We start from the raw sequence: 12,879 nt of genomic DNA, 5'->3' as shown, positions 1-12,879 counted from the left end.
TTCCGTTGATCACGCGATCGATTCCACTGTGGATCATTGCTCCAGGCTGCTTTTCCGTCGTAGGCTCACGCTGTTCCGTCGCCGTCTCTGCCGAGGTGTTCCATGGACCGCACGCGCCTGCACGCCCTCCTCGCCCGCGAGAGCGCCGAGGCCGAACGCCTGAGCCCGCGTTCCCGGGACGCGTACGCACGCGCCGACCACCTCTTCGGGCGAGTGCCGATGACCTGGATGAACAAGACCGCCGGCGCCTTCCCCCGCTACCTGGCCGAGGCGCGGGGCGCCCGTGTCACCGACATCGACGGGCACACGTACATCGACTTCTGCCTCGGAGACACGGGCGCCATGGCCGGCCACTCGCCCGCGCCCGTCGCCGAGGCGGTGCACCGCAGGTACGCCGAACTGGGCGGGGCCACCGCCATGCTGCCCACCGAGGACGCCGAGTGGGTCGGCGCCGAACTGACCCGCCGGTTCGGCCTGGCCCGCTGGAGCTTCTCGCTCACCGCGACCGACGCCAACCGCTGGGCGATCCGGCTCGCACGCGCCGTCACCGGCCGGCCGAAGATCCTGGTCAACAGCTACTGCTACCACGGCAGCGTGGACGAGTCGCTCATCGTCACCGGTCCCGACGGCACCGGGGTGCCCCGCCCCGGCAACGTCGGCGCGCCCTGCGAGGTGACGCTCACCAGCAGGGTCGCCGAGTTCAACGACCTCGCCGGGCTGGAGCGGGAGCTGGCCCACGGGGACGTCGCCGCCGTACTGATGGAGCCCGCCCTCACCAACATCGGCATCGTGCTGCCCGAACCCGGCTACCTCGCGGGGGTCCGCGAGCTGACCCGGCGGTACGGCGCCCTGCTCGTCAACGACGAGACGCACACCTTCTCCGCCGGACCCGGCGGCTGCACAGCGGCCTGGGAGCTGGCACCCGACCTGCTCACCATCGGCAAGGCGATCGGCGGCGGCATCCCGGCCGGCGCCTACGGGCTGTCCGCCGAACTCGCCGAGCGGCTGCTGGCCCGTACCGACCTCGACCTCGTCGACATGGGCGGCGTCGGCGGCACCCTCGCCGGCAACGCGCTGTCGGTCGCGGCCACCCGGGCCACCCTCGAACACGTACTGACCGACAAGGCCTTCGACCGGATGAGCCGGCTCGCCGAGCGCTTCGAGGCGGGCGTCCGGGCCGGCGTCGAGGCACACGGACTGCCCTGGTCGGTCACCCGGCTCGGTGCCCGCACGGAGTACCGTTTCACCGCCCCGGCGCCGCGCACCGGCACCGAGTCCGCGGCGGCCTCCGACCCGGAGCTGGAGGACTTCCTCCACCTCTACCTCGCCAATCGCGGCATCCTGCTGACCCCGTTCCACAACATGGCGCTGATGTGCCCGGACACCAGTGAGCAGGACGTCGACACCCACACCGAGGTGTTCGCCGCGGCGCTCGCCGAGCTGGCCGGCTGAGGAAGCCGAGACGGCCGAGGAAGGCCGGGGGAAGGGAGACGTACGACGTGAAGGACATGGACGACATCGACCGGGCCATCCTGCGCGAGCTGCAGAGCGACGGCCGCATCGCCTACGCCGACCTCGGCCCGAAGGTGGGCCTGTCAGCCTCGGCGGCCCGGCAGCGGCTGCAGCGCCTGCTGGACGCCAGAGTGGTCCAGGTGGTCGGCGTCACCGACCCGATGGCCATGGGCGGGCAGGCCATGGCGCTGCTCGGCATCGGTGTCGACGGCGACCCGCGGGCCGTGGCCGACGCCCTCGCCGAGCGCCCCGAGGTCGTCTACTCGGTGCTCACCTCGGGTGGCTTCGACCTGTTCGCCGAGGTGGTCGCGCCCGGCCCGAAGGCGCTGCTCGACTTCGTCAACGACGTGGTCCGCCCCGTCGAGGGCGTCCGGGAGATCCGCTCCTTCCCGTATTTCGGCATCCACACCCACCGGTTCCTGTGGGACGTGGGCTGACCGGCGGGGGACGGGGGAGGCGTCAGCCGTCCCGTGACTCCGGTGCCCGCGGTACTCCTGCCGCCCCCGATGCCTCGGGTGCCGTCGGTACCTCCGGGTCCAGCACCAGGATGGTGGCGTCGTCGCGGACCTCGTACCGCTGCCGCAGCAGGTCCGCCCAGACGGCGCCGGGCAGCTCGGCGGACGGGCTGCCGGCCAGGGCGGCCAGCCGCTCCGGCAGCGGATAGAAGGTGCCGGAGGCGTCCCGGGCCTCCCACACGCCGTCGGAGGCGAGGAACAGCCGGTCCCCCGGGCCGAGCGGCACGGTGATCTCCTTCGGCCGGTCGGCGTCGAGGAGCCCGATGCCCAGCGGCGGCCCGGGCGCGACGGCGACCTCCCGGGTCTGCTCCGCGTGCAGCAGCACGGGCGCCGGATGACCGCAGGCCACCACCCGCACCGCGGCCGAACCGGTGGCGAACTCCAGCAGCAGGGCCGTGGCGAACAGCTCCGCGTGCCGTACGTCCGCCGAGTCCACCGTCAGCCGGCGGTCCAGCCGGGCCGCCACCGACTCCAGGTCCGGCTGGTCGAGGGCGGCCTCCCGGAACGCCCCCAGCAGGGACACCACGGTCGCGACGGCCGCCAGCCCGTGCCCCTGCACGTCCCCCATCACCGCGCGCACGCCGTACGGCCCCTGCCGCACGTCGAAGAAGTCCCCGCCCACCAGCGTCCCGTCCTGCGCGGCCCGGTAGAAGGCCGCGCAGCCGACCCGCCCGACCCGCTCCGGCAGCGGCGGCAGCACGGCCCGCTGCACGGCCTCGCCGATCGCCCGCTCCGTGTCCAGCTGGGCGTCCCGGTGGCTGCGCACATACGACACGAATACGCTCAGCGCGGCCACGAACACGATGGTGAGCAGGTCGGTGTCACCGGGCCGGTTCAGGTGCGTGGCCGGCACGTTCAGCACCACGACCACGCCCAGCCCGAGCAGTCCGGTCGTCAGCGGGCCGTACGACAGGACCGCCAGCGGCGGGATGGCGCCCAGCAGGAAACCGAGATCACGCGCCTGGGACGTGACCAGCGTGGCCGAGCCGACGGCCGCGAGCAGCAGCACGGGCAGCACCCGGACCCACCACGGCGGCGGCGCGCCCCGCAGCCAGCCGCGATCCTCCGGGCGTCCGCGCGATGCCCATCCGCGCACCGATCCCACATCCCCAAGTTACGCCGCCCACGGCAGACCGCCAGGAAGGCAGCGAACACCGACCGGACCACCCCCTGCCCGACCGACGGTGAACCCGCGCACCGTATCCAGCCGCAGCACCGTAGCCCCGTGATCGCACTCCGCAACCGTCAGACGGCGGTCACGCAACCTCAGCCGCCAGCCGCCAGCCGCCAGCCGCCAGCCGCCAGCCGCCAGCCGTCAGCCGCCGGCAGCAGCCCCGCGGTCGCTGCCGGCACGCCCGGCCGACCGTGCGCCCCCGGGCCGAGGGGGCCTGCCGGGGTAGGGAGCCCCCCGCCGGCGACCCGCCCCGCCGCTCGTGCCGAGGCCGCCCGGTGCCGGTGCGTTCCCCGGGCCCCCGGGTGGGGCGCCCGCGTGCCGGGGCCGGCCGTCCGTGCCGGACCGCGTGGTGACGCCTCCCGGTGGCCGGTGCGTTCGCCGGGCCCCGGGCGGGGTGCTGCCGGACCTCGTGCCGCGGCCGCCCGGTGCCGGTGCGTTCCCCGGGCCCTCGGGCGGGGCGCCCGTGTGCCGGAGCCCGCTCCTCCTGCCGGACCTCGTGCCGAGGCCGCCCGGTGACCGGTGCCTTCCCCGGGTGCTAGTCCGTCCCGCCGGCCAGGCGGGACTCCGCCGCGGCCAGGATCTCGGTGACCCGGAGGCCGAACGCGGCGTCGCAGGGGTGCGGGCGGCCCGTGCGGGCGGCGCGCGCCAGTGCGTCCGCCGCGCGGGTGAGCGCGGGGACCGCCCCCTCGGTGCTGCCCGGCAGGACCGTCACGCCCGCCTCGCCGCGCAGTTCCACATCGGCACCGGCCGCCGCCGGCGGGGCCGTCAGGCTGAGCGTGAGGGTGCTCGACGCACCGGTGGCGTGGTCGAGCACCAGGTGCACGGTGTCCGCCGGACCGTGCGCCGCCGCCACCACGTGCCGTACGTCGCCGAGCACCGGGAGCAGCACCGACAGGGCGTGCGGGCCCACGTCCCACAGCGCGCCCTTCTCCCGCCGCCACGGCGAGGCCGCGAACGGGCTGTCGCTCGTGAACACCGCCCCCAGCCACTGGGCGCGCGCCGTGAACCAGCCCGGCACGGCCGCCTGCTCCTCGATCCAGGCATCCGGCTCCTTCTGGAACCGCGCGGTGAAGAACACCACCGACGCCACCCCGGCCCGCTCCACCGCCTCCACGACGGCCCGCCCGTCCTCGACCGACACCGCCAGGGGCTTGTCCAGCAACAGGTGCCGGCCCGCCCGGGCCGCCCGCACCGCCACCTCGGCCTGCACGGACGGGGGCAGGGCCACCGCCACCGCGTCCACGTCGGCCAGCAGCGCGTCCACGTCGGCGTACGCGGCGACGCCGTACTGCTGCGCCAGCCCGGTGGCCGCCTCCGGCCGGCGCCCCCACACCCCGGCGAACTCCAGGCCGGTGTGCCCGGCGAGGGCGGGAGCGTACGCCGCCCGTGCCCAGGGGCCCGTTCCCAGCAGTCCGATGCGCATGTCGCGTTCCCTTCTCCGAGCCGATCCCCGCACCCTCAAGATGCTGCGCTCCGGTCGCCCTCCGCACACCTGCGGCCCGGATCGCCTTGCCGGGCGAGCCAGTTGGCGATGGCGGCGGCGATCGGCTGGCCGGTGTCCATCTCCACGAAGCCGAACTGGCCGGACTGGTTGCACTCCAGGAACCACCAGATCCCGTCGGCGTCCTCCGCGAAGTCGAAGGCGCCGTACGCCAGTTCCGCGCCCGCCATGTAGCGCAGTACGCCCTCGGCGACGCGCGGTGGCACGTCCGCGGGCAGCCAGGGGGAGACCGACGGGGCGAACCGGACGTCCACGTCGTCCGGAGAGGCGCCCGGGTCGGCGGGCTTTCGTGCGGCCAGCAGCGTGTCGCCGACGACGGTGAGCCGGATGTCGGCGTGTTTCGCGATCCGCCGTTGCAGCAGGGTCGGGCCGAAGGCGACCGCGGTGAAGTCGGCGTCCGGCGGCACCCGGCTGGTCGGCACCGCGCGGGGCGGCTCCTGCGGATGCGCGCCGGAGACCGGTTTGACCACCAGGTCCGGGAAGCGCTCCGCGAACTCCCGGGCCGCCTGCGGGAACGTCGTGATCAGGGTGGCCGGCACCGGCAGGCCGCTGCGCTGGGCCAGATGCAGCTGCCAGGGCTTGTGCCGGGCCCGGCGGGCGGCGTCCGGATGGTTCATCCAGCGGGCGTCGCTGCACCGCAGCATGCCGTACAGGGCCTGCGACGACTCCTCCGTCAGCCAGGCGGACGGCTGGACGGCGCGGGCGGCCGGGGCTCCCGGCCTGCGCACCCACACGGAGCGCAGGCCGTTCATGCTCACCAGGCGCCCGCCGACGGACAGATGTCCGTGGCGGGCGCCGTGTACGTACTCGCCCGACAGCGCCACCCCGTTGGTCAGATCGGCGGGGTCGAGCCGGACGACGGGCACCCCGGCCTCGCCCAGCCGGAGGACCACCATGTCCGCCGTCACGTCCTCTTCACTGGTCAGGATGAGCACGGTCATCTCTCGAAGTCCGCGGTTCAGTCGTCGAAGTGCGTCTTGGAACCGGCGGTCGACGTCGTGGTCCCGAGGGCTCTCAGGGTCGCGTGGTCGGTGGCGGCGATCCGCCCGTCCGGGAGGACGTTCAACTGCAGTCCGGAGTCGTACGCGTACGGAGCGCTGACCTCCAACTGCACTGCGGGCCGCGCGTAGTTGAGGGTGAACGGTTGCATGGTCTCTCCCTGTTTAGGCTTTCACGTCCTTATACGAGTCGAACGGGTGATTGGTTTCCTCACGCTGAGTGAGCACGGCCGGAGCGGTTCCTTCCGGGGCTATCGGGCGAGCGCCCTCCGAGCCGCCGCCAGTGCCTGTTCCCCGTATCCCCGGCCGAACAGCACCGCGTGCACGAGCAGCGGGAAGAGCTGGTGCACCGCGACCCGGTCCCGCCAGCCGTCGGCCGGCGGTGCCACCTCCCGGTAGCCGGCGAGCACGCGGTCCAGGTGGGGGCAGCCGAACAGCTGGAGCATCGCCAGGTCGGTCTCCCGGTGCCCGCCGTGCGCGGCCGGGTCGATGAGCCGGACCTCTCCGTCGGCGCCCCACAGCACGTTGCCGTTCCACAGGTCGCCGTGCAGCCGGGCGGGCGGCTCGGCCGGACCCGCCAGCTCCGGCAGCCGGGCGCAGACCCGCTCGAACACGGCCGCCTCGCCCGGCAGCAGCGTGCCGCGGTCGAGCGCGGCACGCACATAGGGCAGGACGCGGTGTTCGGCGTACCAGCCGGGCCAGTCGGTGCCCGGCGCGTTCCGCATGGGGGCGAGGCCGATGTAGGCGTCCTGCGGTCCGCCGGGCGGCGGCGCCCCGAAGTGGGGTGCGCCGGCCGCGTGCAGGGCGGCCAGTGCCTGGCCGAAACGCAGCGCCGCCGCGGGGTCGGGGGCGCCGGTCGGCACCCGTTCGGTCACCATCCAGTGCTCGTCGTGCCCGAGCACCGCCGGTACCCGCACCGCGCCCGCGTCGGCCAGCCAGTGCAGCCCCGCCACCTCGGCGCGCACCGCCCCCGGACCGTCGCCACGCTTGACCATCACCGGTGTCCCGCCGTCCAGCAGTACCTCGGCGGGCGAGCCCGACGCCCGCCCGGCGCCGCTCACCGGGCGCCCGGTGAGCCGGGCCGCCACCTGTCCTGGATCCTCGTCCTGTGTGACCACGCGCCCAGAGTACGACCCGCAACCACGGCCGCCCGCCGGGCACTTCAACCGTTGATACGACTGTTTTCAGTCAAACCCAGGTGGTAACTACCCGTGCTGATCCCGTACCGCTAGCGTGATCCCGCCGCGTCGCCACACCGGGGGCACAGGGCCCCGCAGGGACTAGCGCGCGGCGGAGGATCTCCCCCGTGACCACAGCATCCGTGCTGATGGCCGACGTCTTCGAAGTCCAGCCGTACACCTCCCACTGCGAGGTGATCCTCCGTGAGGGCGCGCACGCCGTGATCGGTGTGTCCCCGGGCAACAGCTACTTCTCCGCCCGTCGCCTGAACGACCTCGCCCGCTGGGGGCTGGACCACTTCGACCGGGTCGACTTCGTCTACACCGACCTGTACGTCGCCGAGATGTACGAGGCCTCCGGGTACCCACCCGACGAGGCCCGCCGCAAGGCCGTGAAGAACCTCCGCGGGGTGCGGGCCAAGGTCCGTGACGCGGTGTCGGCCGCCGATCCCGACGGCACCCGGCTGGACTGGCACCCGATGTCGGAGTTCCGCACCAACCCCGACTACCAGGACATCCACCGGCGGCTGAAGGCCCGGCTGGCCTCCGACGGCGCCTTCCGGGCCGTCTGCGAGACCCTGGTGAATCGTTTCCTCACCGCGCGCGGCGAGACACCGACCGAGCGGCAGCGCGCCGTGTGCCTGGAGTACGTGTGCGCCGAGGCCCCGCTGTTCCTGGACACCCCGGCCATCCTGAAGGTTCCCTCCTCCCTCAACTGCTATCACCAACTCCTGCCGATGGCCGAGCTGTTGTACTCCCGGGGTGCCGGACTGCGTGCCTCCCGCAACCAGGGCCACGCCATCGTCACCCCCACCGCCCCGGAAGGAGCCGCGGCATGACCACCGCCCCCGACACCCGTACCGACCACCCTCCCTTGCCCGGTTTCCCGTTCTCCTGGGACGGCACCCGGGTGCCCCCCGAGGTCGCCGAACTGCGCTCCGCCACCCCGGTGCGCCGCGTGCGGACCATCGCCGGCGACGAGGCCTGGCTGGTCTCCTCCTACGAGCTGTGCGCACAGGTGCTCAAGGACGACCGCTTCTCCCTCAAGGACACCTCCGCGCCCGGCGTGCCCCGGCAGTACGCCCTCACCATCCCGCCCGAGGTCGTGAACAACATGGGCAACATCACCGGGGCGGGGCTGCGCCGCGCGGTGATGAAGGCGCTCAGCCCCAAGGCGCCGGGCCTGACCGAGTGGCTGCGCACCGAGGCCCACCGCCTGGTGGACCTGATCGTCGCCGACGGACCGACGGCCGACCTGCGCGGCGCGTTCTGCGAGCCGTACTCCGCCGGGATGCACTGCCGCGTCCTCGGCATCCCGCGGACCGAGGCCCCGGCCTTCCTGCGCAGCCTGGACATCGCCTTCATGAACTCCCCGTGCCCGGTCACCGGGGCGCGGCTCAACTGGGACCGGGACATCGCCCGGATGGCGGCCCTGCTCGACGACCCGGCCACGCACGGCCTGATGGGCGAACTCGCCGCCCTGCGCCACGACCCCGACTACGCGCACCTCACCGACGAGATGCTGGCCACCGTCGGCGTCACCCTGTTCGGTGCCGGTGTCGTCTCCACCTCGGGCTTCCTCACCATGGCCCTGGTCCACCTCCTCACCCATCCCATCGCCCGCGACCTGCTGCGCGCCCGCCCCGACCTCATCGGCCCGGGCGTGGAGGAACTGCTGCGGGTGAACCTCTCCATCGGCGACGCCCTGCCCCGCCTCGCCCTGGAGGACGTGACGCTCGGCGACGTCGACGTCCGCGCGGGCGAGCTCGTCCTCGTCCTGGTGGAGGGCGCCAACCTCGACCCGGAGAAGTTCCCCGACCCGCACCGCTTCGACGTCCACCGCGACAACGCCGCCGACCACCTCTCCTTCGGCGGCGGCGCCCACTACTGCCCGGCGACCGCGCTCGGCCGCGCGCACGCCCGTGTCGCCCTGGAGGTCCTGCTCGACCGGCTGCCGGAGCTCGCCCTCGCCGTCCCGGCGAGCCAACTGGTGTGGCGCACCGGGTTCATGAAGCGGATCCCCGAGCGGCTGCCGGTGACCTGGTAGCCCGTGGCGACCCCGCCCTCCGTACGGCGTCCCCGACCCGGCACCCCGTACGGCGTCCCCGACCCGGCACCCCGTACGGCGTCCCCGACCCGGCACCCCGGACGGGTGCGCCGGGCCGGAGCCGCTCAGCGGCCCCCGGGGTACGTCCCCCGGGTCAGCCCCACCGGATTACCGGCCGGCAGCAGTCCCGACTCCCCGACCGTGCGGGCCAGCGGCTCCAGCAGCGCGGCCAGCCGCTCGCCGCGCTCGGCGCCCAGCGCGGTCCACGGCCCTTCGGCCGCCGCGTCGGTGCGCGCCTCGGCCTCCGCGCGCAGCGCCGCCCCCGCGGGTGTGAGCGAGCCGTCCGCCGCGAGCCGGCCGTCCGCGCGCAGCCGCGCCACGGCCGCGGCCCAGTCCTCCTCCGGCCACTTCCGCGTCTCGCGCAGGAAGGCCCCGTCGGACTCGCCGGCCGCCGCCTTGAGCACCATCGCCTCGACCGGACCGATCCCCAGTCCGACCAGCACCGCCACATGGGAGTCGCCCCGGTGCTCGCGCAGCGTCGTCAGGGCCTGCCACAGACGCCCGGCGGGCCGCCCGGGGCGGTCGATCGCCTGGTTGGCGGCGGCCAGTACCCTGCCCGTGGTGTCCGCGGCCGCTGCGGCCTCCCAGGCGAGGTCCGCGGCCTCCGCGAAGGCGGCGGAGCCCACGGTGTCCGCCCCGAACAGCCGGGTCATCGCCGCGTCCATCGCCTCCGCCCGCGCCGCCAGCGCGTCCGCCGGAGCCGCGTACGTCCAGGCGTCCGGCAGCGCCCGCGCCACCCGCGCGGGGTGGAAGACGTAGAAACAGCTCGTCACCACGGAGGGAGGCGCCGCGCCGAGCGGGGCGGCCCGCAGCGCGAAGTACCCCATCCAGAACCCGCGCAGCCCGAGCCCGTCCGCCGCCCGGTGCGCCTCCGGCGCGAAGTAGACGAGTCCGTGCACCGGTTCGTACCGCTCCCACAGGGCCCGAGCCATTCCGTCCGCCACTGCGTCCTCCCACCACGTCGGCCTGCCGTGCCGTCGGGACCAGCCTGCGTTATGACAGCAGTCATAACAAGGGGACGGAGGTCACCCTGGGTGGGTGGCCGACATCACACCGGCGCCGCGCCGATCACTCCGGCAGGTGTACGGCCGCTGCGCGGATTGAGCCGGACGAGGGGTCCCGGGCCCGGCGCACTGGGGCAGACGGGTGGCGTGGTGCCCCGCCTGGACGGCTCGGATGGTGGGAGACAGATGCCTCACTGACGGTGGTTCATGTCGAGGCCGGGTCCACCCAGCTGATGAGGTATCCGCTGCCCGGTCCCGGCGGAAGGACATCACTATGCGCTCTGCCCGCATGCTCCTGGCGACGGCGGCTGCCGCCGCCGCACTGGCCTTCGCCACGCCCGGCGCCGCGTTCGCCGTGCCGGCCGAGCACGACAGCGGCCATGACGACTCCTCCTACAGCAAGGAGCACGACAGCGACTCCGACCGCGAGGAGAAGGGATCCGGCGGCGACCACGACAAGGACTACGGCAACAAACGCGGCGGCGGAGGAGAACACGACGGCCCGCGCGGCGGAATGCACACGGGTGGCGGAGCGCTCGCTGCGGTGCGCAGCGGCGACTGGGGTTCGGGCGGCGACAGCCGGTTCGATCCCGAGAGCTACCGGGACAAGGGCCGCGACAGCGGCGAGGAGGAGGACGAGAACGAGGAACAGGACAAGAGCGAGAGAGGCGGCAAGGGCGACAAGGAAGGCAAGGGTGACAAGAGCGAATGGGGTGGTGGTGACGACCGTGAGAAGCCGCGCGGTGGCATGCACACCGGTGGCGGAGCGCTCGCCACGCCCGGCGTCACCGCGAGCGGACTCGCCGTGCTGGGTGTAGGCGCCGCCGGCGCGTACGCGCTGCGCCGCAGGAAGGCCGCCGAGCCGGCGTCCTGACGGCCGGTGCGTCCCACAGGGGCTGCGGACGCCGTCGGCGCGCATCGTGTCGGCGGCCCGCGCTCCCCGCGCACCGCACCGTCCGGACCGCCGGTCGCGGCGCCGTTCCCCTCCCGCCCTGATCCCCGTGCTGCCGTGCCCGAGTGAGGTGGTGTCCGATGGCAGCAGATCCCTCCTCCCCGCCCCCCTCAGGACCGGCGGCGGGCGCCCCGCGCACCGCCCGCGGCGGGCGGCTGACGCTGTGGGGCGTGGCGGCCGTCTTCCTCGCCGTCAGCCTGTTCGGCGGTCACCGGACGCCGGAGGACACCCCGCAGGCACCCCGGGCCTCGGGCGGCGGCACCGCCGCACCGGCCGACCCGCAGCAGCCCGGTGAACAGCTGCCCCGGTCGGAACCGACCCGCCTGCACATCCCGAAGATCTCCGTGGACGCCCCCTTCACCTCCCTCGCCATCGGCGCGTCGGGCCAGCTGCAGCCGCCGCCCGCCGGCGACACCAATCTCGTCGGCTGGTACGCCGACGGGGTCTCGCCCGGCGAGAAGGGCACCGCGATCATCGCCGGGCACGTCGACACGGTGACCTCCCCGGCCGTCTTCGCGAACCTCGACGACCTGGAGCCCGGCGACCGGTTCTCCGTGGAGCGGGCCGACGGGCGCACGGCGGACTTCGTCGTGGACGACACCGAGACCTTCGCCAAGGACGACTTCCCCAGCAGCCGGGTGTACGCGGACGCCTCGCGTCCCGAGGTCCGGCTCATCACCTGCGCCGGGGACTACGACCGGACGGTGCGGGACTACACCGACAACCTGGTCGTCTTCGCTCACCTGGTGTGAGCCCCCGGGGCCTCCGGCCGGACGGCGCGGCCGGCGAAGGGGCCGTCCGCGGCGAACGCCAGCGCCGCGAACCGTTCGCCGATCCGGCGGTGGGCTGCGGCGTCCGGGTGGAGCCCGTCGGGCAGCGGCAGTTCGGCGGCGTCGGCCTCGCCGTACAGCTCCCGGCCGTCCAGGAAGTGCAGCCACGGGTCCTCGGCCGCCCGTTCCCGCACGATCCGGGCCAGCTCCTCCCGGACGACCCCCAGGGTGAGCTTCCCGGCCGCCCGCTCCGCCGGATCCCCGGTGGCCCGGAAACGTACCCGGCCCTCGCCCAGGGCCTGAAGGTCCAGGGCGGTCGGGCCGGGCGTCTCCTCGTGCATCGGGCACAGCACCGGCGAGACGACGAGCAGCGGAGTGCCGGGGTGGCCCTCGCGGACGGTGTCGAGGAACCCGTGCACCGCGGGGCCGAAGGCGCGCAGCCTCATCAGGTCGGTGTTGACCACGTTCAGGCCGAGCTTGACGCTGATCAGGTCGGCGGGTGTGTCGCGCAGCGCGCGGGCGGTGAACGGGTCGAGCAGCGCGCTGCCGCCGAGCCCGACGTTGACCAGCTCCACCGAGCCCAGGGCCGCGGCGAGCGCCGGCCAGGTGGTGGTGGGGCTCGCCGCGTCGGAGCCGTGGCTGATCGAACTGCCGTGGTGCAGCCACACCCGGCGGCCCCGGTCCGGTACGGGCTCCACGGGCGCGTCGGCGCGCAGCGCGACGAGTTCGGTCGTCTCGTTGTGCGGCAGCCAGATCTCCACGTCCTTGACCGTGTCCGGCAGCCCGGCGAAGCGGACGGTGCCGACCGGGCCGGGCCGGTGCTCGGCGGTACCCGTGCCCAGGTCGATGACGATGGTGTCGCCCTCGGTGAGGGTGGCGCTGCCCGCCGGGCGTCCGTCCACGAGCAGGTCGTAGACGCCGTCGGGGCGGGGCGGTACGCCGGGGTAGAGCCGCTTGGTCGGCAGGGTGTCCAGTTCGACGGCGGTGGCGCGGGTGCGCAGGGCGAGCCGTACGCCTGAGGGCTGTGACTCCGCCAGGGCCAGCTGCGGGTCGGCGCACTGGGCTCGGGCCCGGGCGGGCAGCCGGTGCGGCAGCAGGCCGCGCGCGGTGCGCTCCAGATCGAGGGCGCCGCGGATGAGGTCGGCGGTCAGGGGGATGGTCTGCATGG

The 12,879-nt window shown here is 74.5% G+C and carries 13 protein-coding genes; 6 read left to right on the top strand and 7 right to left on the bottom strand.

The features are described 5' to 3' along the window. Positions 1-102 precede the first annotated feature (102 nt). The gene (locus tag IEZ20_RS22020; RefSeq protein WP_189301375.1) at positions 103-1,452 is read left to right on the top strand and encodes a transaminase; all 1,350 of its coding nucleotides are present in this window, start codon (positions 103-105) and stop codon (positions 1,450-1,452) included. A 56-nt stretch (positions 1,453-1,508) separates the two neighbouring features. After that, positions 1,509-1,949 carry an Lrp/AsnC family transcriptional regulator gene (locus IEZ20_RS22015; RefSeq protein ID WP_189301697.1) on the top strand — a complete coding sequence of 147 codons (441 nt, stop codon included), beginning with the start codon at positions 1,509-1,511 and terminating at the stop codon, positions 1,947-1,949. Positions 1,950-1,971: 22 nt separating this feature from the next. On the opposite strand, the gene IEZ20_RS22010 is transcribed toward IEZ20_RS22015, so the two are convergent. The 5 genes from IEZ20_RS22010 to IEZ20_RS21990 all read right to left on the bottom strand — a co-directional run bounded on the left by IEZ20_RS22010 (position 1,972) and on the right by IEZ20_RS21990 (position 6,788). Beyond that, positions 1,972-3,132, bottom strand: coding sequence for a PP2C family protein-serine/threonine phosphatase (locus IEZ20_RS22010; protein WP_189301373.1), 1,161 nt, complete (start codon positions 3,130-3,132; stop codon positions 1,972-1,974). Positions 3,133-3,736: 604 nt separating this feature from the next. Next, a complete protein-coding gene (locus tag IEZ20_RS22005; RefSeq protein ID WP_189301370.1) occupies positions 3,737-4,624 on the bottom strand; it encodes a Gfo/Idh/MocA family protein in 888 nt (295 codons plus the stop codon). 35 nt (positions 4,625-4,659) lie between these two features. Beyond that, positions 4,660-5,643: an ATP-grasp ribosomal peptide maturase gene (tgmB, locus tag IEZ20_RS22000; protein WP_189301368.1), complete on the bottom strand. Its 984-nt coding sequence runs from the start codon at positions 5,641-5,643 to the stop codon at positions 4,660-4,662. A gap of 17 nt (positions 5,644-5,660) precedes the next feature. After that, positions 5,661-5,852 carry a putative ATP-grasp-modified RiPP gene (gene tgmA, locus IEZ20_RS21995; RefSeq protein ID WP_189301365.1) on the bottom strand — a complete coding sequence of 64 codons (192 nt, stop codon included), beginning with the start codon at positions 5,850-5,852 and terminating at the stop codon, positions 5,661-5,663. 99 nt (positions 5,853-5,951) lie between these two features. Continuing rightward, entirely contained in the window at positions 5,952-6,788 is an 837-nt protein-coding gene (locus IEZ20_RS21990) for a fructosamine kinase family protein (protein ID WP_189301695.1), read from the bottom strand. Positions 6,789-7,006: 218 nt separating this feature from the next. On the opposite strand from IEZ20_RS21990, the gene IEZ20_RS21985 reads away from it, so the two are divergent. Continuing rightward, on the top strand, positions 7,007-7,717 hold the full coding sequence (locus IEZ20_RS21985) for a cyclodityrosine synthase (RefSeq protein ID WP_229896189.1): 711 nt from the start codon (positions 7,007-7,009) through the stop codon (positions 7,715-7,717). Beyond that, positions 7,714-8,925, top strand: a complete 1,212-nt coding sequence (locus tag IEZ20_RS21980) for a cytochrome P450 (protein WP_189301363.1) — start codon at positions 7,714-7,716, stop codon at positions 8,923-8,925. Before IEZ20_RS21985 ends, IEZ20_RS21980 begins: the two co-directional genes overlap by 4 nt. Before the next feature lie 125 nt (positions 8,926-9,050). Here the strand turns inward: IEZ20_RS21980 and IEZ20_RS21975 are convergent, their stop codons facing one another. Continuing rightward, positions 9,051-9,929: an SCO6745 family protein gene (locus IEZ20_RS21975; RefSeq protein WP_189301361.1), complete on the bottom strand. Its 879-nt coding sequence runs from the start codon at positions 9,927-9,929 to the stop codon at positions 9,051-9,053. A gap of 334 nt (positions 9,930-10,263) precedes the next feature. Here IEZ20_RS21975 and IEZ20_RS21970 point away from each other — a divergent pair, with 334 nt between their 5' ends. Continuing rightward, entirely contained in the window at positions 10,264-10,863 is a 600-nt protein-coding gene (locus IEZ20_RS21970; protein ID WP_189301359.1) for a hypothetical protein, read from the top strand. Between the two features lie 158 nt (positions 10,864-11,021). Then, on the top strand, positions 11,022-11,693 hold the full coding sequence (locus IEZ20_RS21965) for a class F sortase (protein ID WP_189301357.1): 672 nt from the start codon (positions 11,022-11,024) through the stop codon (positions 11,691-11,693). On the opposite strand, the gene IEZ20_RS21960 is transcribed toward IEZ20_RS21965, so the two are convergent. After that, positions 11,681-12,877, bottom strand: coding sequence for a GDSL-type esterase/lipase family protein (locus IEZ20_RS21960; protein ID WP_189301355.1), 1,197 nt, complete (start codon positions 12,875-12,877; stop codon positions 11,681-11,683). The two genes, IEZ20_RS21965 and IEZ20_RS21960, sit on opposite strands and share 13 nt — an antisense overlap. Between the last annotated feature and the right edge of the window lie 2 nt (positions 12,878-12,879).

The organism is Streptomyces cinerochromogenes, assembly GCF_014648635.1.
GTDB classification, from domain to species: Bacteria; Actinomycetota; Actinomycetes; order Streptomycetales; family Streptomycetaceae; genus Streptomyces; species Streptomyces cinerochromogenes.
Note: the sequence above shows the minus strand (reverse complement) of the source record. Positions and strands in the feature narration are given on the sequence as shown.

What these genes read in the sequence shown, in the direction of transcription:
- tgmA (WP_189301365.1), bottom strand. Translation starts at nt 5,852, where the DNA reads ATGCAACCGTTCACCCTCAACTACGCGCGGCCCGCAGTGCAGTTGGAG.
- IEZ20_RS22015 (WP_189301697.1), top strand. Translation starts at nt 1,509, where the DNA reads ATGGACGACATCGACCGGGCCATCCTGCGCGAGCTGCAGAGCGACGGC.
- IEZ20_RS21960 (WP_189301355.1), bottom strand. Translation starts at nt 12,877, where the DNA reads ATGCAGACCATCCCCCTGACCGCCGACCTCATCCGCGGCGCCCTCGAT.
- IEZ20_RS21970 (WP_189301359.1), top strand. Translation starts at nt 10,264, where the DNA reads ATGCGCTCTGCCCGCATGCTCCTGGCGACGGCGGCTGCCGCCGCCGCA.
- IEZ20_RS21980 (WP_189301363.1), top strand. Translation starts at nt 7,714, where the DNA reads ATGACCACCGCCCCCGACACCCGTACCGACCACCCTCCCTTGCCCGGT.
- IEZ20_RS22020 (WP_189301375.1), top strand. Translation starts at nt 103, where the DNA reads ATGGACCGCACGCGCCTGCACGCCCTCCTCGCCCGCGAGAGCGCCGAG.
- tgmB (WP_189301368.1), bottom strand. Translation starts at nt 5,643, where the DNA reads ATGACCGTGCTCATCCTGACCAGTGAAGAGGACGTGACGGCGGACATG.
- IEZ20_RS21965 (WP_189301357.1), top strand. Translation starts at nt 11,022, where the DNA reads ATGGCAGCAGATCCCTCCTCCCCGCCCCCCTCAGGACCGGCGGCGGGC.
- IEZ20_RS22005 (WP_189301370.1), bottom strand. Translation starts at nt 4,624, where the DNA reads ATGCGCATCGGACTGCTGGGAACGGGCCCCTGGGCACGGGCGGCGTAC.